This is a genomic window from Methanobrevibacter ruminantium M1, from assembly GCF_000024185.1.
GTDB classification, from domain to species: Archaea; Methanobacteriota; Methanobacteria; order Methanobacteriales; family Methanobacteriaceae; genus Methanobrevibacter; species Methanobrevibacter ruminantium.
This window is the reverse complement of the sequence record NC_013790.1, coordinates 2,474,218-2,499,226: the sequence shown is the minus strand read 5'-3', so window position 1 is coordinate 2,499,226 and position 25,009 is coordinate 2,474,218. Positions and strand designations below refer to the sequence as shown.

Here is a 25,009-nt window from a genome sequence, read left to right as displayed (position 1 = left end):
TTTTATATTTGAAGGGTTTTTTAGAATATATATTTTATATTTTAAGTATTGAGGGAATTAAAAAAAATAGATAATTTTAATAATCCTTTAAGATAGAAATATCATTAAATAATTTTTGGAGGAATAGGTGATAAAAATGGATTCTAAAAAACTGATTTTAGTGACTGCATTGGCTTTTTTAGCTATTGTTTCCATAGCTTCAGTTAGTGCATGGGACTTGTTTGGAACAGCTGATGAGACTAGTTCCACAGCAAAGACTACCATTGCAGGACATGATTTCAATATACCTGACGGATATCAAAAAAATGAGTCATATGTGTTGGATAATGAAACTACCAACTCAAATGGGGCTATTTTTTATTCAACTGCAGAGAGCTATTATAAGGGTGCAGATGATATAATTTATATTCAGGTAGCAGACTACAGTTATCCTGGTTATGAAGCTAATCTAACCACTGCCCAACTTCTAAAGTCTGGATTGGGAGATAAAGAAACCATCAATGGTCATGAAGGTTTAATTGCAGAAAATGAATTTGATGGCTTAAAGGTTCATGCATTTTTCTATGCTGAAGATGGAGATTGTATAACTGTAATAACTTCAGATGATAATTTATTTGAACAAATAATTCCTGAGGCATGATTGTTTAGTTCATAAGCTATATTTTTTATCTTTTTTATTTTTTTATTTATTTTTAAACTTTTTTTAATTTATCTCTTTTTATTTATCTTTTTTAGAAATTGCTCATATTGGACAATATTAATTTTATTCTTATATTAACGAACTAATTTTATTTTGCTAAAAAAAAGAAAAAAGAAATTAAATTATTTAATTTCTCTTATCAATAGAAAATATTAGTTTATTTCTTTTAATAGTATAGAATATCATTTATTCATTTTATTAATAGAAAATATTAGTTAATTTCTTAAAATGACAAATGCCATATAGAGAATAAATAATGCTACTAAAACGGCACCTTCTTTTTTATCCACTTCATTTTTGGTGTATGCAAAGGCTGCGCCAATGATTGTAATCACTGTCATTAAAAGTATGTCCCATACCATTTCAGGTGCTATTGGGAGTGGCATTATTGCTCCGCTGATACCTAAAATGAAAAGTATGTTGAATATGCTTGATCCAAGCACATTACCAATTACAATACCATTGTCTCCTTTTTTAAGTGCAGTAATAGAAGTTACAAGCTCAGGCAATGAAGTTCCTATAGCAACAATTGTAAGACCAATAAGTACATCGCTTAATCCGAATACGCTTGCAATATAGCTTGATGAGTCTACAACCAAATCGGAACCGATTATGATTCCGGCAATACCTATGACAATGTAGATTGCCGCTTTTGGTATTGAAAGCTTTACTTCAATCTCTTCAGACATTGCTTCCTTGTCCTGTCTTGCCTCTTGAACAAGGACATAGACATAAGCAATGATGATTATCAAGAAGATTATACCGCAGAGTCTGCTTATCTCTCCAAATATGGTGGCTATTAGAAGAAGGCCTATTGAAGATACAACCAAAAATGGGAAATCTCTTTTTATCAATACCTTATCCACTGTCAATGTTCCAAGCAATGCAGAGACACCAACAACTGCCAATATGTTGAATATGTTACTACCTACAACGTTTCCAAGGGAAATCGCATTTGTTCCGGCAAATGCAGAGGTAATTGAAACAGCTGCTTCAGGAGCGCTTGTACCAAATGCGACGATTGTGAGTCCTACAATTATGGTTGGTATCTTTAAGTTGTATGCAACATTACTTGCACCGTCTACAAAGACATCTGCACCTTTAATTAGAAGCACAAATCCTATAATTAGTAAGATTATTTGAATAATTAGTTCCATGGGGTTTTTCTCCTATCTTATTGTTTAATTTAGTAAATATAATTGCTTTAACTAATTTTCCTTGCTTTCAAAGTCTATTTTTTATAATTTTTACTATTCTTTTTCTTTCAAGACCTATTTTTTTATAATTAGTCTTCCTTGCTTTCAAGGTCTAATTTATCGCTATCCTCTTCGTTTATTGTTACCAGGATCTTATCGATATGGTTTCCATCCATGTCAACGATTTCAAAGGTGAACTTGTCTTCATGGAATATTTCACCGGTTTCAGGGATTTTACCTGCATGTGAAAGGATGAATCCTGCAATGGTTGTGTATCCGTCCTCCACTTCATTAGGCATTTCCTTTTCGATTTCAAATAGGTCTTTAAAGTCTTCTATAGAGAATCTGCCGTCTATTAGCCAAGTATGGTCTTTTCTTTCAACCGCTTTAGGATCGTCCTCTTCATCGATTCCTGGAATGTCTCCTACAATTCCTTCAAGAAGGTCGTTTAATGTGATGAGTCCTACAACGCTTCCGAATTCATCCACTACAAGAACCATATGTACATATTCTCTGTTTTCCTTAAATTCCTTAAGCAAGTCCATTGAAAGCATATTTTCAGGAACTACTAATGGAGATTTGACATTAGCTCTAATGTCAACATCTTCTCCTTCAAATATTTTGCTGAGTAGGTCTTTAGCTTGAACAACACCGATGAAGTCATCCAATTCCGCATCTGCAACAGGGAAAATAGACCTTTTACTTGCAATGATTTTAGCCTTGTTAATTTCAATCTCATCTTCTAGGTCTAGCCAGATGATCTCGTTTCTAGGGGTCATTATCATATCTACCTTTTGGTCATCTAAACGGAATACCCTTTTGATGATGTCCTCTTCCTCTTCGGCTATTGTTCCGTCTTCAATGCCCTCTTCGATAAGGAGCTTGACTTCCTCTTCAGTAACGACATCCTCTTTTGGTGATGGGCCAACAATCCTTAAGGCAAGATTTGTAGAGCTGTCAAGGAGCTTTACAATAGGCTTGCATATTATTGAGCTTATCTGCATGAACTTTGCAGTGCTCAATGCATATCCTTCAGGGTCATTCAATGCCATTCTTTTAGGTACGATCTCACCTACCAATATTGTAAAGTAGGATGTGAGAAGGATAACGATAATGAAGCTTATCTGATAGCTGTAAGGTATGAATTGGCTAAGGTAGTTTCCTAAAGGTTCTGAAAAAGTAGTTCCACCTAATGCCCCTGTGATGATTGCTGTAAAGGTTATGCCCACTTGTACAGTAGATAAGAATTCACTGGTGTGGTCCATAGAGTCTAAAACGAGTAATGCTCTTTTATCTCCATCATCTGCAATTTTTTGCATTCTGATTCTTCTTGCAGAGACAACTGCGATTTCTGCAAGGGAGAAAAGTCCGTTAAGTACGATTAATATTATGATTATTAGTATTTCACTAATTATGATTATCGAGTCCATTTCCATTAAGTCCTTTTTAAAATTTTATAAAAATAAAGTGTAATTATAAATATTATTTAATATTTGTCAAATATGTTAATAAATTTAATGTTTTTTTTTTAAATATCAGCACAGTTTTGGCAATTTTTTAAATCTAAAAGTCACCATCTTCATATTCCTTCATTCTTCTATCAAGCTGATTTATGAATTTATTTGCCTTATACTCGTCAGCAGTCTTAAATGCAGTTCCTCCATAGATTTCCTCTTGCATCTTTTGAACTGCCAATGATGCATCGTTTGCTGTTTCTACTTTTTGAAGGATTCTGCGGCTTTTCACTTTGATTGTTTTTCCACAGGTGCATTTTCTTGTTTTTACACCTTGCTTTGCATAAAGCACTCTTCCGCAATCGCATCTGAATATTACATACATAGATTCATCTCCAAATATAAAGTTAAGGCTAATTTTTCTCAGAAGATTTTCTTAATTCCAAATATAAAGTTAAGGTCAATTATCCTCCGAAGATTTTCATAAAGAGTGGAATAAAGACCTGGGAAGGCAAAATAACTAAGGTTGCCAAGCTAACTCCTAAATTGGTTCCAACCACTACAAGAAGGATTCTGAATATGTTATTGTTCCATAAGTCTCTAAAGCTTTCGATTTTTCCTATATTATTAATGTCCTGCTTTCTCACCTTTCTGAACTTTGCTTCAGCAAGTCCTGAAAACCAGCCTGCCGCAAGGAGGGGGTGGATAATAGTGAGTGGAGCAACTAATCCTCCGATTATTGCAGAGGCTAGCTTTGATCCTGAAAGAATTGAGCCTAAAAATCCCATTATCATGCTTATTACAATGAATTGAACAATGTCTCCTTCTATATGGATTCCATTCATCCAAGCAAGAAAAAATATCACAACAAATGAGATAGGAATCAATGCAAGGATTATCTTAAGCCAAGGAATTCCTCCTTTCTTGTCCATATCAATCAGTTCGCTATGAGGCGGTATTGTTTCTGGATTATCAAGGTATCTGTTGATTCCTTCCTTATGCCCTGCACCTACAACCGCTATGACATGGTCTTCTGGAATGTGCAATATGCTGTTTGCAAGATATGCATCCCTTTCATTTACCAATGCCTCATATGCTCCTGGAGATATTTCCTTAAAGTATCCCATTGCCTCATCGATTGCAGACTGTTCCTTCAATGCCTCTACATCCAGTTCCTCATCATCTGATGAGAGCAAGCCTCCGATGATTCCATAAATGAATTTAAGCTTTTCCCAAGTGCTCATATGGTTTAGAACCCTTTGCAAGGTGATGTTTATGTCTCTGTCAATCAATGCGATTCTGGAACCTGTCTCTTCAGCTGCATCAATTGCGCCGATCATTTCAGAGCCAGGCTTGATGTCTAGGTCATCTCCAATTTTGTTTTGCATATAGGAAAGGATGGTTGTAACTAAGAAAACCCCTACTTTGTTTTCTTTTATGATTTTGGTAATATGGATTTGGTCATCTTCTACAATGCCATTTCTTTCATTCATTAATCTAATGTATCTTCCTCTATCTAATTCAATAGCGACTACTTCTGGTTTGTCTTCTAAAATAGCTTCTTTTACTTCTTCCACACTATTTTGAGACACGTGTGCAGTTCCTATGATTTTTAAACATTCTCTTCTCATTAGATTATCCTTCTTAAAATCTTATTTTTATAGTGAAAATTAATTGTGATAACTGTAAATTAATTGTTTGGTTTTAATTTACTTTTTGATAATTTGATAAATATTATTATATTAATATATTTTTTTATACTTATATTAACATTCAGTTATTTAAATATGATTAATTACATTAATAAATCTTTTGTATATTTTTTACAATATTGAAATTTTTGGATTAAATTGCATTTTTTCAAAAGATAGATTTAAAATCAGTATAGAACTATCTTTCCATCTTTTAAAATGCCTACATTTTCAGTTATGTTTCGCTTCATGCATAATTCTACATCATCAGAGTAGTTTAAATAGCTTAATCGCTTTCCAGATTTGGATTTTAATACTTGTTCATTGGTTAATTCCAGATTTCTGCTTGCTAAGATAGCAGATATTGCATATTCGCTAAAGCCTTCCCTATCCTTCAATTCATAATTGGATCCATCATTTTCTTTTGGAGTCATGTTTCTTTCTTTTAGCTCTTTTTCTATATAAAAGAGTATTTCTCCAGCTGCAAGGAAGTCTTCAATTGCAAATTCATGGTTGTATCCTCCCATGACTATTTCAATCTCTTCCTCTGCTAGCTCTACAGCTGCCTTTGCAACGGATTTGGCATTTATGAATCCTCCAACTAAGACATGTTTAGGGTTTTGCATATTTTCCATTGTCATTATTCCATTGCTTGTTGTAAGAACCATGGATTTCTTGTTGGTTTCAAACTCCTTTATTTCACCAGGTGAGTTTCCAATATCAAAGCCCTCTAATTTAACTCCCTTTCTCTCACCTGCAAGTACAGCGTTATGCTTTAGGGAAAGTTCTCTTGCCTCCTCTGGAGTGAATGCTGGAATTACTTCTTTAAAGTAGTCTAAAGCTATTGTTACGGTTGTACTTGCTCTTAAAGCATCTACCATAATTGAAACGTCTTTGCTATGGCTTTTTTCCTGGCTTAAATTTATTATCACTTTTTCGGCCTCTGTTTCGCTTGTTTTTATAATTTGCATTTATTTTTAATCTGCAAGCATTTTTTCTTTGGATGTTTTTTGTCTTAGTTTTCGAAATTTATATTTAACATTTTGTATTAATATTAATATATATTTTAAAGAAATCATTATTAATGTTTATTATCTTTGATGTCTTTGATGTCTTTGATTATCTTTAATTATCTTTATTTATCTTTTTAGAAATAATTGTTTAAGGAATTATTATGATTGTTGTAACTACTCCAATGTGTAAGCAAATAGTGGAATGGGCTGGACTTAAGGAATTTAAAGTTAACAAGTTTCCAGATGAGGAAGAAGGGGACTTGGCTATACTGCTTTCTGAAAGCAAGGTCAAAATGAACTCTTTAACTCTTAAATTAAATACCTTTTCTCAAATAAGAGAAAGCATTTTAAAAGTTTCCAATTATTGTTTTGAACATGATTTAACAGATCATCTTCTTAGTGATGATGATATTGACGATATCTTTTCATCTTATGATTTGAAGTACGCTAATTTGGGCGATGATGATTTTGATAAAATCAGGGAATCAAACTCTAATAAGAAAGTTAAGGTCTATTCTGAGTTTCTAAAGGATATTGTTTTGGATATTGGGGCTCTTGTTGTTGATGAGGATTATTCATATGTCGTTTATCCGGACTATTTAAAGGACATTGTAGATAAGAATGAGGACTTTACAGACTCTTCCATTGTCTTTATAGAGATGCCAAGTCATGGAAAGGTTTCTAAAAATCCTCTTGAGAGGACTGAAGAGAGATATTCTATTTTAATAAATAGTTTAATATAGTAAACCACATCCCCCTATATTCATTTAAAATTTCTATTTTAAACAAAAAGATATTAAATAATAAAAAATATATTAATTTATAATAAATTTTTAATATATAAGTTTCATTTAATTAAGCGTTATTTCAATCTAAGCACTAGCTTATTTTTGCCTGTAAATTATTCTGGGCTTTTGCTTAATGCTGGTCTTAATTAATTTAAATCAAAACTTATTTACACTTACAGACTATTAATCATTTATCAATTGAAAGGAGAATAAAAATTGTTAGATATAAAGCTATTTCGAGAAAATCCTGATTTAATATTTGACTCTGAGAAGAAAAGATTCAGAAGCACTGAAAATGCAGAGAAAGTTATTGAATATGACACCTTATGGAGAGAAGGTGAAAGCAGATTGAACTCTCTTAGGGCAGAGAAGAACAAATTATCAAAATCATTCAAACAAGCTAAAAAGGACGGAAACATTGAAGAGGTAATTGCACAATCCAAGGCAGTTGCTGAAGAGATCAAGGAATTAGGTCCTAAGATTGAAGAGTATAAGCAATTGCGTGAAGATTACAGATACAAGGTTGGAAACATCATTGACGAGGATGTTCCAGTCTCTGACACAGAAGATGACAACCTTATTGTTAGGACCGTTGGAGAATTGCCAGACTTTGATTTTGAGCCTTTAAATCATGTTGATTTGATTGAAAAGATTGACGGTGCAGACATTGAAACTGCAGCAAGCATTGCAGGTGCAAGGTTCTACTATCTTAAAAGGGACATCTTGCATCTTAACTTGGCTTTAATCCAGTTCGCCCTTAACGAGCTTGAAGAGAGAGGCTACATTCCACTTCAGACTCCCTTCTTTGTAAAAGGGGAAGTTGCAGCAGAGACATCTGAGCTTGGAGAGTTTGAGGAAACCTTATACAAGGTGGAAAATGAAGACTTATACCTAATTGCAACAGCTGAGCAGACACTTGCAGCATTGCATAGGGATGAAATCATCAATCCTGAAGATTTGCCAATGAGATATTGCGCCCTTTCTACCTGCTTTAGAAAGGAGGCTGGATCTCATGGTAAGGACACTTTAGGAATATTCAGGGTTCATCAGTTTGAAAAGATTGAACAGTTCATTTTCTCCACTCCTGAAGAAAGCAAAAACGAGCATCACAGGTTATTGGAAGTTACTGAGGACATCTATAAGAAATTAGGACTTCCTTATCAAATCGTTGCCATAGTTTCCTCAGCATTGAATGACAATGCAGCAATCAAGTACGACCTTGAGGCATGGTTCCCTGGTTCAAAGACCTATAGGGAATTGGTATCCTGTACCAATTGTGGTGACTATCAGGCAAGAAAGACCAAGACCAGATATGGTAGGGCAGGATCTGGAGATGCCCAGACTTTACACACCTTAAACAGTACTGCAATAGCAACTGAAAGAACTATGTGCTGTATATTAGAAAACTATCAGCAGGATGATGGAAGCGTAAAGGTTCCAGAGGTTTTAGTGCCTTATATGGGTGGAAAAACAGTAATCGAAGCAAGAAAGTAATTAATTGCTTCTTGTTTTTTTTTATTTTTTAATTTAAAAAGTAGATATTCATTGATTTTTTAATTAACTATTTTTTTATTTTTAACTTTACTTTAAGATTCTCTAAACTCTTTTTTTCAATTTTAATTTTTTTTTAATCAATAGTTAAAAAAAGTTAGATTATTCATTAATATTTAATTAAAATTAGATCTAATCATTAAATTTAAAAAAAAGTTAAATTTATATTTTAATAATTAAAATAAGCTATTTTTATTTAAAAAAAAGTAAAAATAATGAAGAATAAATCTTCATTATATTTCATTGCCATATATTAATCCCATTATTCCTTGTGCTATTAAAATAACACCTAAAATAATTGTAATTAGTATAGGGTTTTCTGCAGCAAACATTGCAATAAGCAAAATAACTATACCTAGGACCAAATACAATAAAGCGCCGGTTCTAGCAACATTGCTATCTGAAAGGAATCCGACTACAGCAATCATAATCAGCATAAATGCTACAATGTAGAATTGCAATCCTACAAGGAAGGAAATTGCATTGATTGCAAATATGAAACATAATCCAAAGATTATCATTACAATCCCAAAGATTCCCATAACTGAAGATAGGGCACCTGAGATTTCATGTGTAATGAATGAGGAATATGCCAATCCTATACCAAATATCAATACGCTTATTCCAATAATGATGGAAATTAGGTTAGCGCTAAATAATGGGAAGATTATAAACATTAACCCAATTAATATTGTTATAATGGATAAAATCTTATTTGATTCCATTTTTTCACCTCATTTACATTAAATATTAATGTCAATTGTTTATATTTTAGTATTAAGTATATAATATATTTTATTATATATTTATTTTGACTTTTTATTTAGAGATTCTTTTAGCCTTATTTTTTTTTTAAAAAATTCATTTTAAATTCAAACTCCTTATAATGCTCTAAGTCTTAAAAAAAGCTTTTTTTCTTGAAATTCAATATAATCATTTTAGAGATTTTGTTTATGAAATGATTTTTAAAAATTATTCTGCAAAACTTTTATAAATTATGGAAAATAAACATTTGAATAGTTATAATGAAAAACCAATAATATTCTTAAGTTATTTAAGTTTTTATTGCTTTATTAAATAAAAAAATTTATTAAACTGATTTTTAATAGTTTTTTAGGGGTTTTTATATGAAAAGATCAATCATATTTTTAACAATTATATTATCCTTATTTTTAGTAATTGGCTATGCAAGCGCTGGGCTTTTTGATTTTTCAAGTGATGATGCTGGTTCCGGTGAAAATACTGATGATGTATTTGTTGTTGGATTCAACAGCCAATTTCCACCATTTGGATATAAGGAAAATGGTGAATATACAGGATTTGACATTGAACTGGCTAAAGAGGTTGCTCGAAGAAACAACTGGACATTCAAGCCAGTGCCAATCATCGATTGGAACACTAAAAGATTTGAATTGGACAGCAATGAAGTAGACTGCATCTGGAGTGAATTTACCATTGACGGAAGAGAGGACGACTATACATGGTCCCAACCTTACTTTAACAATACAAAGCTTGTCATCGTTAGAGGGGATAGCGATATCAATGACCTTGACGATTTGAAGGGCAAGACCCTTGAGGTTCAACAGGGAAGCTCCATTCTAAACACAATCGAAAAGAATGAGACTTTAAAGAGAAAATTTGCAAAGATTGAGCAGGTGGATGGCTATGACACTGCATTCATGGACTTGGAATCTGGAGTCTGTGATGTGATAATCATAGACAGCGGTCTTGGAAGATATCTAGTTAGCGAAAAGCATAATGACACTAAGATATTGAATCAGACAATTTCCAATGAGAAATATGGTGTTGCATTTGAAAAAGGAAACACTGAATTAAGGGATAAGGTTCAAAAGACATTGGATGAGATGTATGCGGATGGAACCGTTGAAAAGATAGCTCAAAAGTACAGCAAATACGGAATTCCAGATGGTGTAATCTATCCTGAATAAGTCTAATGGATTTAGCACTCTTTATTTTATCTAAAAGATATTCATTGACTTTTTAATATTTAATTTGCTAAAATAGAGAAATATTTTTCTCTATATCTTTTTTTATTATTTATATCGGCTTTTTAAATCTTATTTTTTATTATTTTTTTACCTTTATGAATATTACTTAAAAAATAATTATAAAGTTTATCAGTTTGTATTTTATAATTTAGATAATTATTTAATATTTATTATTATATTAAATCATAATTTATTCTATTTTAATTTTTAAATGCTCTAATTTTATTTTTCTAATCTAATTTTATACTCCGATTTCAATATTGTCATATTTTTATTAGAAATCTTTATATGTATTTTAGTACATATTACTAAATACTTAAGAGGATGCAATTATGATTGATGTTGTAGCAAAAAATCTAAAAGATTTAAGGAAGAAAAACGGTTATACTCAAGAACAGGTTTCTGATTATTTGGGAATTACTCAAAGCAATCTTTCTAAAATAGAAAATGGAGAAAGAAACTTTAACATGACTTTGCTTGATAAATTGTGTTTATTATACAATTGCTCTCCAGAATATTTGATTGGTGAAACAGATCTTTATGAAAAGTCAACTATAGCTTTTAGAAGTGATGAAAAGGTGGATTTAAATGTGGTTGCAAAAATGAATGAAATCACTGGATTTTTAAAGCTTTTAAGAAGTTTAGATGGGGTTGATTAGTCATGAATAGCACAGTTTTAGCTGAAATCTTAAGACATGAATGGGGCATTGAAAGCTTTGCTTCAGTAAACATTCGTTCTCTGGTCTATAATAATATAAGAAATCTGACTGTGCTCTGGTTTCCAATGAAAGCCAATATCAGTGGCTGTTGCTCAAAGACAAATGAGGACAAGGTAATATTCATCAACACCAACCATTCAATCGGTAGACAGAATTTCACATTGGCTCATGAATTATACCACTTGCTCTATGAGGATATTGATGATTTTATCGTTTGCGGAATCAATATGAACACACCAAGTGAAAGGAATGCAGATGAATTTGCTTCAACATTATTAATCCCTGACAGTGCCCTATATTGGTTTAGAAATAAAAATCAAATTGATGATTGGTCAGTTGAGGATCTAATCAAGTGCGAGCAATACTATCAAGTCAGCCGTTCCACAATGCTTAATCGCCTAAAAAGCTTGAATTGGATTAGTCAAGACCAATATGATGAATTTGGATTAAATGTTGTTGCTGAAGTTAATAGATTAGGCTATGAGACAGGTCTTTATAAGCCATCCCCTCAAGACCAGAAATATTCCTCAATTGGAGAGCTTGTGCGATTGACTGAAAAGGCATATGGTAAGAAAAAGATAACCGGGGGAAAACGCAAGGAAATTTTATTAAAATGTTTTAGAAATGATATTCTTTATGATAATGAGGTGAACAAGCTTGAATAAGCCTGTTTTCTATGATGCTGACTGTTTGGAATGTTTCCTATTTGTTGATGCCACTTATATTTTAGAAGAGCTATTTTCTAAAATAATTATTCCAGAGCAAGTTTATAATGAGATTATGGAGGAAAACACTCCCTCACTTGTAAAAAGAAATTTTAAAAAATTAAAGGAGGGATTTGTAGAAATTCAAGAAATGCCTTTTGGTTCTTCCCAGTACCTTGCTTATAAGTCAATTGAAAAGGGATTTTGGAGTAAGGCAGGTCAGATTTGTGGGTCTGGTGAATCAGCAGCAATGGCATTGGCCCATTTGAATAATGGAATCATAGCAAGTAACAATTTAAGTGATGTGGAGGAATATATTGAAAGCTTGGACATAGGACTCATTACCAGTTCTATGATTTTAACTAAAGCCCTTGAAATGGAAATCATTTCAGAAGATACTGCAAGTTCATTATATCTTGCAATGATAGAAAGGGGTATCAAGTTACCTCAGGACAGTTTTTGGGAGTATTTTGATAAACTTTATGAAATTGATTGCAAAAGATTCTTAAAGAATGATTTTCCATAAGGATTTATAAAAATTTTAATTTAGCGATTTAAAGAATGATTTTCCATAAGGATTTATAAAAATTTTAATTTAGCGATTTAAAGAATGATTTTCCATAAGGATTTATAAAAAATTAGATATTAAATTAATCGGATGTGTTAAGATGGCTGATTTTGAAGAGATAATTAAAATAAGGCGCAGCATACGTGAGTATGAAGATAAGGAAGTTGAAGATGAAAAGATTGAAAAGATCTTAAGGGCAGGAATGCAAGCTCCTGGAAGCAGGCTTGGTGCAGAACCTTGGGAGTTTCTTATTATAAAAAATAAGGAAGTATTAACTAAAATTGGGGAAATCAAGCCTAGGGTGACCAATGCTCCAGTTGCCATTCTTTTGATTGCAAACATTGAAAGGGCTTTCTATAAGACTGTATGGCAACAGGACATGAGTGCAGCAGCTGAAAACATGCTTCTTGAAGCTGTAAACCTTGGCTTAGGAGGCCTTTGGAACGGAGTGGCTCCTGATGAGGAAAGAATGGGCAAGATTGCAGATATTGTTGGATTGCCAAAAGATGATAATCTAAAGCCATTCTGCATAATAACTCTTGGATATCCTGCAGAAGGCTGGGAAAACAAGTTTATGGATAAGTTCGATGAATCTAGAATACATTATGAGACTTATTAATTAAAATTCAAGTCTAAAGCTAAAATTTAATCTATTTTACTTATTAATGCTTATTTAAAGGTAATTATTTATGAAATACAATTTTGAATCTATAATCGATAGAAAAAACACCAATTCACTAAAATGGGACTTGTTTGGTGATGAATATCCAATGTGGGTTGCAGATATGGACTTTTATGCAGCTCCATTGATTTACGAATCTGTAAATAGAAAGGCAAATCATGGCGTCTATGCATATTCATTTGTAAACGAGGATGTCTATGATTCTTATATTAATTGGTGGAAGAAATATGGTCTTGATATGAAAAAAGAGGAATTGTTGTTTGCAACTGGAGTCATGCCTTCAATAACAAGCATTATCCGTGCCTTTACAGAGATTGGAGATAATGTACTGATTCAGACTCCAGTTTATCATGTCTTCTTTTATGTCATATTGGATAATGGTAGAAATGTGGTGGAAAATCAATTGATTTATAATCCAGACTCTGATGATGTTGAAACTGCATATGTGATTGATTTTGATGATTTGGAGAAAATATTCAAAGATCCTAAGACAAAACTGATGCTATTGTGTAATCCTCATAATCCTGTAGGGAAGATTTGGAAAAAGGATGATTTGGAAAGAATTGCTGTTTTAGCAAAGAAATATGATGTTATAGTAGTTTCAGATGAGATTCATTGTGATTTGACAGATCCAGACATGACTTATATTCCTTTCGCATCTTTAGATGATGATCTGTCCAAAAATAGCATAACTTGCATTTCTCCAAGCAAGACCTTTAATATTGCAGGTCTTCAAAGCTCCGCAGTATTCACTCAAAACAAAGGTTTTTATGAAGTTTTAAAAGGACAGCTTGCAACTGACTTCTTCAGCCATCCCAACATATTTTCAATAGATGCCACAATTGCATCATATAAAAGCGAAGATTGGTTAAATGAGCTTAGAGAAGTCTTATTCAATAATAAAATGATTGTGAAAGAATTTTTAGAGGAAAATATTCCTGAAATCAGATTGGTGCCTGCAAATGCAACTTATCTTTTATGGCTGGATTGCAGTAAATTGAATAAAAATGAGGATATTGAATCTTCTAACTATGAATTCTCTAAGACTTTATCTGAGTTTTTAAGAGAAGAGGTCGGTTTATTCTTATCTCCGGGAGTACAATTCGGCCAAAATGGAGACAATTTCCTAAGAATGAATATTGCATGTCCTAAGGATTTATTGATTGAAGGTTTAAATGCATTAAAAGAGGGAATTGATAAATTTAAGAGTTAATTTACATTCAAATATTAGTTTTCATAAGTTTTTTTTATTAATTTGTTCATTATTTTTTCTTATTTTTCATTTTTTGACTAAATATTTAAATATTATAATCTTCAATATAAATATAACAATTGTTAATTATTGAGGTTGATTGTAATGGATTATATTAGGCAGACAGAAGTTATACAATGGAATGACGGAGCTTATCAGACCATCAATGAGGAAAGTGTTGAAGATGAATATACCTATTTGTTTATAGATTATTTGCCTCCTCGTAAGTTTTCAACATATCCAAAGGATTTAGAGGATTTTGCAGTGGGATACTGCCTTGGTGAAGGCTTGATTAAAGATTATTCAGATATCAAATCAATCCAGTTGGACGGCACAAACATTTTAGTTACAACTACACTCTCTCATGACCCTGAAGAGGATTTGGAGCAGGAAGGAATAGTTCAGGAGAAAAAAGGCAATTGCGAACATGCCTGTGTATGCCGACTATTGGAATATCAGGGGGTCAATTCAGATAATGCTGGAGGAATTCGTTCTGAATTAAAGACAATAGAGCCTAACACCTCTGACTTAAAGATTGATGCAAGCCAAATCATTAAGGATATAGAGCATTTGACTGATGAGGCTAAGATTTGGCAAAGGACTGCAGGAGTTCACGTTGCACAATTGAAGTATGAGGATAAGATCATTATTCGAGAAGACGTAAGTCGTCATGTTGCAGTGGATAAGGTGATAGGAGCTGCATCAAGAGAAGGATATGACTTTTCAAAATGCTATATTTCTTATAGTGGAAGAATGCCTGCAGATATGCTGATTAAGGTCATTAGGGTTGGAATTCCTATAATTTTATCAAATGCGGCACCTGCAGCTTCAGGTATTGATGTGGCCCAAACAGGAAATATAACAATGATTGGATTCATTAGGGATAAGAGATTCACTGTTTTTACAGCTCCTGAAAGGGTTAATTTAGATGCTTGATTTATCTTAAATATTAATTTGGATAGGGGATTGTCTTAAATATTAATCTAGACAATCACTTTTTAATTTTAAACTTTAGTTTTATATTTAAAATAAGCATGCTAATTTTCTAATTCTTAAATTTCATATGGTGAAATTCAAAATCTATGGCGGAAAAAAGTATTTATAATCTTTTAAAAATAGTTTTCAATTTTATTTTTTTTTTAAAATTAAGTGATATTCTCTTTTAAAAAAGAAAAATGAAAAGTTAAATTACTTTAACTTCTCTTCCCACTCTTTTTGTCTAAAACCAGTAAGACATGTATCCTCAGTTTCAATTATAGGGCGTTTTACAAGCATGCCATTAGTAGCTAAAAGATTCAATTGTTCTTCTTCATCCATATCAGCTAACTTGTCTTTTAATTGCATCTCTCTATAGATTTTACCACTTGTATTAAAGAACCTCTTAAGAGGAAGTCCGCTTTTTTCATACAATGCCTTTAACTGTTCGTAGTCTGGATTGTCATCAACGATATGCTGCTCATCATAGTCGAATCCATTTTCATCTAGCCATTTCTTTGCCTTTTGGCATGTGCTGCATCTTGGGTAGTAAATAAATAACATCTTTAAAACCTCTTTTAATTAATATTCTTAATTAATTTATTCTTTAACTTTTATATCATATATAATTAATTTATTTAATAAATTTATTTAATTAATTTAATTTATTCATTGAATTAAAGTAATACATATAATTAATTTTTTATATATTAAAAATTAAAAAAATTATTAGCAATTGTTTTAGATTAAATTGATTTAAAGTGATAATTTGACAATAATTTCAAAAAAGGTAGAATTGATTGAACTCTTCTATGATTTAATATTCGTATATGCAATATCAAGGCTTACTTCAATTATAAGTGAACCTGTCAATGGAGGAATAGCTCCATTCAGTCTATTTGCATATATTATCACTTCCTTTGTCATTTTACAGGCATGGCTCTACTTTACTAACTATGTAAACCGTTATGGCCAATGGAAGTGGTATGAATATGTCATTGCAATCATAAACATGATTGCCGTAATCTATATGGCAAATACCATATCCTCGACTTGGAACAATTATTTTGTATTTAATGTTTCCATGCTGATAATGCTCTTTACGGTTGTATTTTTGTATTCTGTTCATGCCATAAAGGAAAAATCATTAAAGGGAGCTGCAGGTAATTCAATCACTATTCTGCTTGTTGTATGTTCCATTTATATTATATCCACATTATCAATTCTATTTGGGCATATGGATGTTGTCATTTGGCTCAATGTCCTTGCTATCTTGACTGGAGCCTTTTTGCCGTTTTTCCTTAAGGGAAAATTCGATAAGTCAATTATCAATTTCCCTCATTTGATAGAACGATTTGAATTGCTGACAATCATTACTTTTGGTGAAGCTGTTGTGGGAATAACACATTTCTTTAATGTAAACAACTTTGATTTTGTTCCAATACTTGTATTCCTGATTGTCATAGGCATGTTTGGATCATATGTTCTTCAAATTCACTATCTAGTCGATCATCATAGGGAAGAGAGAAGCCTAAGATTGATGTTCAGTCATTATTTCATTGTAATAAGCATTAATCTGGTTACTGTTGCCTTTGAATTGATTCACAGCGGGGAGATAAACTATTGGATACCGAGCCTGATGGTGATAATTTCATTGATTGTCTTCTATCTCTCCATTATGGCCAATAAGGAATATTATTATGATGGCTTAGAATTAAGAAAAAAGGACATTGCATTAATGGTTTTGATTAGTTTAATAGGAAGTATTGCTATTTTACTATCTGTTGGCAGCATTTATGGGTTCTTAATTGGGGCATTGATTATTACATTAGCCAATTTTGGAGTTTTGTTGAATAAATATCAGAAGTTTAATGATAATTAAGTAAAGATAAGTTTTAATAATCTTTAAATTAAAATAAATTATGGAAATCTTAATCAGATTATAAGTAAAAGTTTTTAAATTGAAATTATTATAGAAATAAAAAATGTGATATCATGAGTATTTTAGTAGCTTATTATTCAAGGACAAATGTTACAAAAAAGGTAGCGGAATCCATTGCAAATCAATTGGATGCAGATATTGAAGAAATTGTCCCTAAAGTCAAGTATGACGGCAAGATAGGTTATATGCGTGGCGGTAAGGATGCAATTTCAGAAAAGATCATTGATTTGGATTCTTTAAAATACAATCCTGCGGACTATGACTTGATTTATTTAGGAACTCCTGTATGGGCTGGGAGGGCTGCAACTCCTGTGATTAGCTATATCAAGCAAAACGAAGGCAGCTTCAATGATGTTAAGTTCTTTGTAACTGCAGGGGGAAGTGGATTTGAAGGCACCATTGAACAGCTTGGCAAATATGTGGGGAAAGCTCCATTGAAGACTTTGTCTCTTACCACCAAGCAGGTTAAAAGAGATGAATTTAAAGATGAATTGGCTTCCTTTATTGAATAAGTCCATTAAAAAATTTATTATTTAGTAATTTATGCCCTTTTTGGCAAATATTTTGAGTTATAATTTATTCATTTTAAACGTTTAAAAGGTGAAAACATGTCAATATATGATTTTGAAGTAAAAGACATCAACGGAAATATGGTATCTCTTAAGGAGTATGAAGGACAGGTTTTATTGATTGTAAATTCAGCTACAGAATGCGGTTTCACTCCACAGTACAACGAATTGACTCAGATATTCGATGAATTGAATGAAGAAGGATTTACAATACTAGATTTTCCTTGCAATCAATTTGGAAAACAAGCTCCAGGAACTGGAGAGGAAATTGCAGAAGCTTGTAGAGCAACCTTCTTAGTCCAATACCCTATATTTGAAAAGATAGAAGTAAATGGGGAAAACGAAGAGCCATTGTACACCTATCTAAAATCTGAGCAACCATTTGTAGACATTACAGGAGAAGATGCAGAAAGATTAAAAGGAATCCTTGAAAGCATTAATCCAGATTATATGGACAGCAATGACATTAAATGGAACTTTACCAAATTTTTAGTTGACAGAGAAGGCAATGTAGTTGCAAGATTTGAGCCAACTCAAAGTTTGGATGATGTAAAAGCTCAAATTAAAGAATTATTATAATTCTTTTTCAAATCAAATATATTTTATCTTTTTTTATTATTTTAAAATGACTGTTATATTTAAATTCTTTTTATTGATTTTTTATTCTATTAAAGAATTATTTTATTTTTAAATTCATTTTGAGTGATTAAATGAAGTTGAACATTAATAAAGAGACTTGTACTGGATGTAAACTCTGTGAGACTGTCTGCATTAGGGACAATATAATTGTTGTGGATAAAAAGGCAGTGGAAGTGGATAATGGGGATTGTTTTGATTGCGGCCACTGTTTAGCCATTTGTCCATCAAATTCTATCTCTTTAAAGGGCTTTGATGGTCAAAAAGACCGTGTTGGCGAGTACAATCCTAAAGAGATTCCAGTATCAAGCGAGGATTATCTGAATCTGTTAAAGCAACGAAGAAGCATTCGCTGGTTTAAAAAGAAAAAGATAGATAAAGAAACCTTTAATAAGCTCTTTGAAGCAGCATATTACAGTCCAAGTGCTCAAAATGCTCAAGATGTTGAATTTGTTGTACTTGATAATGAATTGGATGAATTTATGCATCTTGTTTATGATATAATCAGTGCTGAAGAGGATAAATTCTTTAGAATAAAGCAATTTGGCGAGTATTTGCGTGGAGAAGGAGATTATAAGAATCACCCTCTTCTTTGGGAAGGCCATCAAATGATTTTAGCCTTTTCTAGAAACTCTGCCAATGCCTTGATTGCAAGTACAAGGCTTGAGCTATTTGCTTATACAATGGGCCTTGGAGGATTCTATTCCCTTTTCACTCTTAAGGCAGATGAGTTGGATCATGATAGATTGATGGAATTTTTCCCAGGGATAGATTCACACAAGCATATGTATTCTGCTTTTGTAATAGGTTATCCTAGAGTGAAATACAGAAGAACAGTGCCTCATAAGGGGATTGATGTTTATTATAGGTGATTTTGGTCTATAATTAAAATAAATTGTGATGTAGGTTTCTTTTTTTAAAATTTTAATTTATGTCATCAATAATTATAAACAAAAATGGATTTATAAATCAAAATTGGGGTTTAAAATCAAATTGGGATTTATAATGTCAATTTAACAGACAATGTAGAAAATCCCTGTTCTATTTCAGATGATACAGATAATTGATTGAATTTAGGAAAAGATTTACGAACGTGCTCCAATATTCTAAAGTCTATATAGATTTCTGTAACATAAAACTCAAATCCGTCTGTAAAGTAGTAGGTTGGCTTTCTGCATTTGAGTTTGGCACCATAGAAGAAGTCTTCAAGTCTGTTTTCAAGGTCCCACTTCTCATTATCACTTAATTCTTTTCCATTGATATAATCAATTATATCATCTTCCAATCCTTCTTCAATGGGATAAAGTCTTAAATCGTTTTCCATTTCTTCCAGTTGTCTGTATAATTCTTCTCTATCTAATTCCACCATAAAAATCACTTAATTGTTATATATAAAATTAGCACTTTTTTTAATTAAATCTTCTAATACTAAAATAAGATTAAAATAATAATTAGTTATATGCAACGATTTTTGATAAAAATAATTAATAAAATCATAAATTAATAAATTAATAAAATAATAAAATAATAAAAAATAAGAAAAATAAGGAATTTTATAAGAAAAAGAGGAAAATATGAATTTATTTCATATTTCCAAATAATCCTCTAATAATTCCTTTTGTAACCTCTCTTGCTGCAGTATTTACCATAGTTGAAGTTGCTTTCTCAACAGTTGTCTGTTTAGTGGTTTTTCTAGATCTTGTAGTCTTGTTTTGTTTTGTCATTTGGTCTACAGCAGTTCCAACAGCTATTCCAATAACATCATCAAGCAATCCTTTCTGTTTAGGAGCCTCTTCTTGAGGGGCTTGCTGTGCTTGTGGCTGACTAGGTGCCTGTTGAGGGGCTTGCTGTGCTTGTGGCTGACTTGGAGCTTGCTCGGCCTGATTAGGAATATCCCTAATAGGGGCTTCTGGAGGTATCTCTGTTTGAATGTTTGGATTATTATCAATCTTATTTAATAGCATCTCATAAGCAGACTCCCTATCGACTGCTTCCTTATATTTGCCTCTTAAAGGCGAAATGCTCATAAGTTCTGCTCTGAAATTGTCTTCGATTGCTCCGATATAGCTTTGTGGAGGGAGTATGTCCACTTGCTCTACTACACTTGGAGCACCTTTCTCTTCAAGAACGGAAACCAATGCTTCACCAGTTCCTAAATTGGAAATTACTTCTTTTGTATCGAATGCAGGGTTTGGTCTGAATGTTTCAGCAGCAGTCTTTACTGCCTTTTGCTCTTTAGGGGTGTAGGCATGTAATGCATGCTGTACCCTGTTTCCAAGCTGTGCAAGGACGCTATCAGGTATGTCGGATGGGCTTTGGCTAATGAAGTATAGTCCCACTCCTTTTGAACGGATAAGTTTCACTATTTGTTCAATTTTCTTCTGTACCGCTGGAGCCATATCGTCAAATAAGAGGTGAGCCTCATCAAAGAAGAAAATGAATTTTGGCTTGTCCATGTCACCAACTTCAGGCATCTTTTCATAGAGTTCGGAAATCATCCATAACAAGAATGTGGAATAGAGTTCAGGTGCGGTAGAAAGCTTTACGGAATCTAAGATATTGATTATTCCTTTTCCTTCATCGTCGCATTGCATGAAGTCTTCAAGCTCAAGTGCAGGCTCTCCAAAGAACATGTCTCCTCCTTGCTCTTCAAGGGCAAGCAATGATCTGAGGAGTGTAGTTGCTGACTTTTTAGCCACTGCGCCGTATTTTGATTCATAGAGTTCGGCATTGTCGCTTACATGGTTAATCATTGACTTTAAGTCCTTAATGTCAATTAGAAGGAGATTTTCATCATCTGCCACACGGAATACAATGTTCAAGACACCTTCCTGCGCTTCAGTAAGGTTCAATATTTTTGATAGAAGCTGAGGACCCATTTCAGAGATTGTAACTCTAATAGGCAATCCTTTCTCGCCGTAAAGGTCCCAGAATTCAACAGGATATGACTTGAAGATGAATCCCTTATCTGCAAGATTGTACTTTTCCATTCTTTCAGTTGTCTTTGAGCTAGGTTCCCCTATCTTTGCAAGTCCTGATACGTCTCCTTTCATATCAGCAAGGAAAACTGGAACTCCCATGTCACTGAAAGCTTCTGCAAGTGTTTTTAAGGTAACTGTCTTACCGGTACCTGTTGCACCGGCAATTAAGCCATGACGATTAGCTAATTTGGATAATAAGTAAACTTCTGTATTCTCATTAGCTCCAACCAATATATTGTTTTCTGCATACATATTAACACCCATTTAGTTAAAAAAATTCTAAATAAATATAATTGTAAATATTTATTTTTTTGTTAGTTTTTTAATTAGTTAATTAATTCTTTATTATTAATAATATAAAAAATAATATATTTTATTCTTGAATTTTATTTGAATTTATTTGAGTTTTCGCTTTTTGAGTTTTTGCATTGATAAACTTTTTTTTTATTTTATTTTGATGTTCTTTTTTAAATTTCACCGAGATAAAAATAATAGATAAAAATAATAAATTATATAATATAATATGAAAATATATTTAATTAGAATATTTAATTGCTTTATAAATTTTTAAAATTTTGATTAAATTGTGAAATTTAGATTTGAAAATGAATTTGGAATTATATTTATCAATTATTATTAGTTTAAGGTGATGAAATGTATGAAACATTAACATTCACAGGTGGAATTCACAAAAGTGAGGAATTAAAGGAACTTATAGAGGATTTAGGCGGTTTTGTACTCCAATCCAATATATTGCAGATGGAGCTTGTCTTAAACATGGCAGTTCCTATTGATGATGTTAAGATTATAGAGGATAAGGCAAATGAGCTTTTAGGAGAGCTCTCTGTAGCTCCTATGGCTGGCTCTGAGATAGCTATCGTCTCCCCTACCCTTGCAAGACATCACCTTCCACATGCTGCCTGTGACATCTCCGAATACCTTAGACGTTATGGTGCAAAAGACAATATGATCGGTCTGGCCCGTGGGCATGGAAAGGGAACCGCTGGAATAAGCGAAACCGAAAAGGCATTGATTGAAGAGCATGACATAGCAATATTTGCTCTTGGAAGCTTTAAGCAGTGCATTGTGGATAAGGCTTATCTTTATAATGACATTGACATTCCAGTGATTGTTACTGGAGCTCCTGAAATTGACTTGGAAGAGCTTCCTGGTGTTGATGCATATGTTCCAGGGCTTGGTAGAATTCCTCGCAGATTAAAAAGAGGGGAAAACATAAGGGCTTTAAAGCATCTTGTTCAAACAATTGAAGACCTTCTTGAAAAACGTAAAAAGGAATTGGCTCAAGACCCTCCTATAGTCCCTTCAATTCTAGTTAAAAATGAGATAGAAAATCAGGTCCCTGCAATTGAAGGGGTTTTCTCTCCAACACCTGTTACAAGCCAATTAAGCGGCTTGAGGGTAAAATTAGATTATGACAATTATCATGAAGAGATTGAGAATGTTGTAATCGGAGAGCAAAAGCTAAAAGACATTGCAAACATTAAAAAATCACATTTCTATGATTATATACTTGTAGAACTCTTGACTGAGAGTTCTTTAGTTGATTAATCATATATTTTTTATTTTTTTCTATTTTTTCTTTATTCTTTTTCTAATTTTTTTATTCTTTTTAGTTTCTTTATTCTTTTTAGTTTCTTTATTCTTTTTAGTTTCTTTATTCTTTTTAGTTTCTTTATTCTTTTCAGTTTCTTTATTCTTTTCAGTTTCTTTATTCTTTTCAGTTTCTTTATTCTTTTTAGTTTCTTTATTCTTTTCAGTTTCTTTATTCTTTTTAGTTTCTTTATTCTTTTTCTAATTTTCATAAAAATTTTCTAAATAAATACTATTATATATAATAAATTATAATATAATTATTTTTTATTATGTTTTTCTTTCACTTTTTTCATTTTTTGAATTATGTTTTTTCTAATTTTGTTCAATAGATTAATTTTATTTTAATTTTTTTAAAATCAATATTAAATAAACTATTAATATTAGAATTAAAATAATAATTTATAGTATTTATTTTTTAATAAATCATATTGATTATTTTTATTTATTTCATATCTCATTTAGAAGGAAGAATTATGCAAGTTATAGCTGATCTTGGTGGAACTCCGGGGAAGGATTGTAGAGGTTATTGCAAGTTTTGCTACTTTAGAAAGGTAAAGCCATTAACCGAAGCTTTAGGATGTCAGCACTGCCCTCCAAACAAGGTGGGATGTGAGCGATGTCTTGAAGGAGTTCAGGAAGCAGGCAAGCCATTTCAACAGCCATTCACAGTCTTAAGCGAAGTACAAATGGCTTTGATGATGAACCCTGTTCGTGACGCTAATCTTAAGGTCAATATCAGCGGTGGTGGTGATGTAAGCTGCTATCCTCAGCTTGAAGAGCTTATCGCTTCATTGTACCAATGGCAATTGCCAATCCACTTAGGATATACAAGCGGAAAGGGAATTGACGATGGAGATATTGCAAGCAGATTCCTAAACTATGGCGTTAATGAGGTTACATACACCATCTTTTCAGTTGACCCGGCTCTTAGAAAACAATGGATGCTTGATCCTACTCCTGAAGAGTCCCTAAAGGCAGCCCAACTCTTTGCAGAAGGGGCTGACTTGCATGCTGCAGCTGTAATAATTCCTGGAGTCAACGATGGACAGGCTTTGGTGGATACCTGCAATAAGCTTGAGGAGTGGGGTGCAAAGGCCTTGATGATGATGAGATTTGCAAATTCCTACGATCAGGGATTGATCCTTGGAAACGAGCCTGTCATTGAAGGAGTCGTTCCACATGAGCCACTTGAATTTGAAGAGCTTGTAAAGGAGATCAATTCTGAATATGATATGAGAGTTACCGGAACTCCTTTAGGGGACCCTACTATTGGCGCTCCTTTTATCATAGCTAAGGATGAGTATGAGGAGTTTTTAGGAATCCTGCCTGAAGTTAGGGGAGAGGCAACTCTTTTAACCTCTAAGATTGCAGCTCCTTTCCTAAAGAAGATCTTTGATAAGATTGCTCCCGACAATGTAAATGTAGTTGCAACTAAAAAGGACATTGCCTGCCTTATGACAAAGCAGGACCTTGAGGCTTTAGACTTGGATGAGCTAAAGGATGCTGTCATTCTTCCGGGAAGAGCTTTCATTCATATATTGGATGCTGAAAGAATCCTATCCTCTGATGGAAAGCAACGTTTGGTGGGATTTGGCCCTGATACCTTAAGTGTTGACGGAGAATTAAGCAGTGGGATGAGTGAAGAAGAAGTCATTGAACATGAATTAGGTTCATTTATTGAATTAATAGAAGCTATTAACTTCTTTGGTATGCGTAGGTTATAATATGTCTAAAATTTAATTTTTAACTATTTATAACTTTTTTTAACATTTTTTAACTATTTTTAGCTTTATTTTTTTTAGCATTTTTTTAAGAAAACCATTATTTTTTCTAATTTTTTCAATTTTTTCAAATTTTTCAAAAATCCCAAAATTTTATGAAATTTTTTTTAGCTCTTTTGTATTATTTTTATACATAAAAATTATTAATTTAGCCATATTCAAACTAATTTATTCTCAAATATTA

26 protein-coding genes are annotated in these 25,009 nt (G+C 32.4%); 16 read left to right on the top strand and 10 right to left on the bottom strand.

The annotated features are described in order from the left end of the window. Nucleotides 1-136: 136 nt before the first annotated feature. The gene (locus tag MRU_RS09780) at nucleotides 137-640 is read left to right on the top strand and encodes a hypothetical protein (RefSeq protein WP_012956752.1); all 504 of its coding nucleotides are present in this window, start codon (nucleotides 137-139) and stop codon (nucleotides 638-640) included. 275 nt (nucleotides 641-915) lie between these two features. Here the strand turns inward: MRU_RS09780 and MRU_RS09775 are convergent, their stop codons facing one another. From MRU_RS09775 to comB, 5 genes are all read right to left on the bottom strand, one after another. Then, complete coding sequence (locus MRU_RS09775) at nucleotides 916-1,857, bottom strand: calcium/sodium antiporter (protein WP_012956751.1); 942 nt, start codon at nucleotides 1,855-1,857, stop codon at nucleotides 916-918. Between the two features lie 128 nt (nucleotides 1,858-1,985). After that, entirely contained in the window at nucleotides 1,986-3,332 is a 1,347-nt protein-coding gene (locus MRU_RS09770; protein ID WP_012956750.1) for a hemolysin family protein, read from the bottom strand. Nucleotides 3,333-3,459: 127 nt separating this feature from the next. Continuing rightward, entirely contained in the window at nucleotides 3,460-3,735 is a 276-nt protein-coding gene (locus MRU_RS09765; RefSeq protein WP_012956749.1) for a DUF1922 domain-containing protein, read from the bottom strand. A 79-nt stretch (nucleotides 3,736-3,814) separates the two neighbouring features. Next, nucleotides 3,815-4,981, bottom strand: a complete 1,167-nt coding sequence (locus tag MRU_RS09760) for a TraB/GumN family protein (protein WP_012956748.1) — start codon at nucleotides 4,979-4,981, stop codon at nucleotides 3,815-3,817. 248 nt (nucleotides 4,982-5,229) lie between these two features. After that, on the bottom strand, nucleotides 5,230-6,012 hold the full coding sequence (gene comB / locus MRU_RS09755; RefSeq protein ID WP_012956747.1) for a 2-phosphosulfolactate phosphatase: 783 nt from the start codon (nucleotides 6,010-6,012) through the stop codon (nucleotides 5,230-5,232). 203 nt (nucleotides 6,013-6,215) lie between these two features. On the opposite strand from comB, the gene MRU_RS09750 reads away from it, so the two are divergent. Together MRU_RS09750 and serS are read left to right on the top strand one after the other, a co-directional pair. Beyond that, nucleotides 6,216-6,797 carry a hypothetical protein gene (locus MRU_RS09750; protein ID WP_012956746.1) on the top strand — a complete coding sequence of 194 codons (582 nt, stop codon included), beginning with the start codon at nucleotides 6,216-6,218 and terminating at the stop codon, nucleotides 6,795-6,797. Nucleotides 6,798-7,058: 261 nt separating this feature from the next. Then, nucleotides 7,059-8,336, top strand: coding sequence for a serine--tRNA ligase (gene serS, locus MRU_RS09745; RefSeq protein ID WP_012956745.1), 1,278 nt, complete (start codon nucleotides 7,059-7,061; stop codon nucleotides 8,334-8,336). 290 nt (nucleotides 8,337-8,626) lie between these two features. Here serS and MRU_RS09740 read toward each other — a convergent pair whose 3' ends face one another. Beyond that, the gene (locus MRU_RS09740; protein ID WP_048812511.1) at nucleotides 8,627-9,118 is read right to left on the bottom strand and encodes a DUF308 domain-containing protein; all 492 of its coding nucleotides are present in this window, start codon (nucleotides 9,116-9,118) and stop codon (nucleotides 8,627-8,629) included. 402 nt (nucleotides 9,119-9,520) lie between these two features. Between MRU_RS09740 and MRU_RS09735 the strand changes: the two genes are divergently transcribed. From MRU_RS09735 to fdhD, 7 genes are all read left to right on the top strand, one after another. Next, a complete protein-coding gene (locus MRU_RS09735) occupies nucleotides 9,521-10,342 on the top strand; it encodes an amino acid ABC transporter substrate-binding protein (RefSeq protein ID WP_012956743.1) in 822 nt (273 codons plus the stop codon). A gap of 392 nt (nucleotides 10,343-10,734) precedes the next feature. Next, nucleotides 10,735-11,061, top strand: coding sequence for a helix-turn-helix domain-containing protein (locus MRU_RS09730; RefSeq protein WP_012956742.1), 327 nt, complete (start codon nucleotides 10,735-10,737; stop codon nucleotides 11,059-11,061). 2 nt (nucleotides 11,062-11,063) lie between these two features. Beyond that, entirely contained in the window at nucleotides 11,064-11,786 is a 723-nt protein-coding gene (locus MRU_RS09725) for an ImmA/IrrE family metallo-endopeptidase (RefSeq protein ID WP_012956741.1), read from the top strand. Then, entirely contained in the window at nucleotides 11,779-12,351 is a 573-nt protein-coding gene (locus tag MRU_RS09720) for a hypothetical protein (protein WP_012956740.1), read from the top strand. The genes MRU_RS09725 and MRU_RS09720 overlap by 8 nt, the downstream gene beginning before the upstream one ends. Nucleotides 12,352-12,493: 142 nt before the next feature. Continuing rightward, nucleotides 12,494-13,012 (top strand): nitroreductase family protein, encoded by a 519-nt coding sequence (locus tag MRU_RS09715; protein WP_012956739.1) that lies wholly within the window; start codon nucleotides 12,494-12,496, stop codon nucleotides 13,010-13,012. Between the two features lie 70 nt (nucleotides 13,013-13,082). Continuing rightward, nucleotides 13,083-14,288, top strand: a complete 1,206-nt coding sequence (locus tag MRU_RS09710) for a MalY/PatB family protein (protein WP_012956738.1) — start codon at nucleotides 13,083-13,085, stop codon at nucleotides 14,286-14,288. Nucleotides 14,289-14,432: 144 nt separating this feature from the next. Continuing rightward, nucleotides 14,433-15,263, top strand: a complete 831-nt coding sequence (fdhD, locus tag MRU_RS09705; protein ID WP_012956737.1) for a formate dehydrogenase accessory sulfurtransferase FdhD — start codon at nucleotides 14,433-14,435, stop codon at nucleotides 15,261-15,263. Between the two features lie 252 nt (nucleotides 15,264-15,515). On the opposite strand, the gene MRU_RS09700 is transcribed toward fdhD, so the two are convergent. Continuing rightward, nucleotides 15,516-15,866: an arsenate reductase family protein gene (locus MRU_RS09700; RefSeq protein ID WP_012956736.1), complete on the bottom strand. Its 351-nt coding sequence runs from the start codon at nucleotides 15,864-15,866 to the stop codon at nucleotides 15,516-15,518. Between the two features lie 205 nt (nucleotides 15,867-16,071). Between MRU_RS09700 and MRU_RS09695 the strand changes: the two genes are divergently transcribed. The 4 genes from MRU_RS09695 (at nucleotide 16,072) to MRU_RS09680 (ending at nucleotide 19,321) form a co-directional block, all read left to right on the top strand. Continuing rightward, on the top strand, nucleotides 16,072-17,184 hold the full coding sequence (locus MRU_RS09695) for a low temperature requirement protein A (RefSeq protein ID WP_012956735.1): 1,113 nt from the start codon (nucleotides 16,072-16,074) through the stop codon (nucleotides 17,182-17,184). Between the two features lie 113 nt (nucleotides 17,185-17,297). Further along, a complete protein-coding gene (locus MRU_RS09690; protein ID WP_012956734.1) occupies nucleotides 17,298-17,756 on the top strand; it encodes a flavodoxin in 459 nt (152 codons plus the stop codon). A gap of 96 nt (nucleotides 17,757-17,852) precedes the next feature. Further along, nucleotides 17,853-18,392 (top strand): glutathione peroxidase, encoded by a 540-nt coding sequence (locus MRU_RS09685; RefSeq protein WP_012956733.1) that lies wholly within the window; start codon nucleotides 17,853-17,855, stop codon nucleotides 18,390-18,392. A gap of 131 nt (nucleotides 18,393-18,523) precedes the next feature. Then, nucleotides 18,524-19,321: a nitroreductase family protein gene (locus tag MRU_RS09680; protein WP_012956732.1), complete on the top strand. Its 798-nt coding sequence runs from the start codon at nucleotides 18,524-18,526 to the stop codon at nucleotides 19,319-19,321. Nucleotides 19,322-19,449: 128 nt separating this feature from the next. On the opposite strand, the gene MRU_RS09675 is transcribed toward MRU_RS09680, so the two are convergent. Together MRU_RS09675 and MRU_RS09670 are read right to left on the bottom strand one after the other, a co-directional pair. Further along, nucleotides 19,450-19,818 carry a hypothetical protein gene (locus tag MRU_RS09675; RefSeq protein ID WP_012956731.1) on the bottom strand — a complete coding sequence of 123 codons (369 nt, stop codon included), beginning with the start codon at nucleotides 19,816-19,818 and terminating at the stop codon, nucleotides 19,450-19,452. Nucleotides 19,819-20,029: 211 nt separating this feature from the next. Continuing rightward, entirely contained in the window at nucleotides 20,030-21,682 is a 1,653-nt protein-coding gene (locus MRU_RS09670) for a helicase HerA-like domain-containing protein (RefSeq protein WP_048812510.1), read from the bottom strand. 402 nt (nucleotides 21,683-22,084) lie between these two features. Here MRU_RS09670 and MRU_RS09665 point away from each other — a divergent pair, with 402 nt between their 5' ends. Then, a complete protein-coding gene (locus MRU_RS09665; protein ID WP_012956729.1) occupies nucleotides 22,085-22,999 on the top strand; it encodes a methanogenesis marker 7 protein in 915 nt (304 codons plus the stop codon). 32 nt (nucleotides 23,000-23,031) lie between these two features. Here the strand turns inward: MRU_RS09665 and MRU_RS11965 are convergent, their stop codons facing one another. Next, nucleotides 23,032-23,253: a hypothetical protein gene (locus MRU_RS11965; protein WP_012956728.1), complete on the bottom strand. Its 222-nt coding sequence runs from the start codon at nucleotides 23,251-23,253 to the stop codon at nucleotides 23,032-23,034. 264 nt (nucleotides 23,254-23,517) lie between these two features. Between MRU_RS11965 and mmp10 the strand changes: the two genes are divergently transcribed. Then, nucleotides 23,518-24,768, top strand: a complete 1,251-nt coding sequence (mmp10, locus tag MRU_RS09655; protein ID WP_012956727.1) for a methyl coenzyme M reductase-arginine methyltransferase Mmp10 — start codon at nucleotides 23,518-23,520, stop codon at nucleotides 24,766-24,768. Nucleotides 24,769-25,009: the final 241 nt, after the last annotated feature.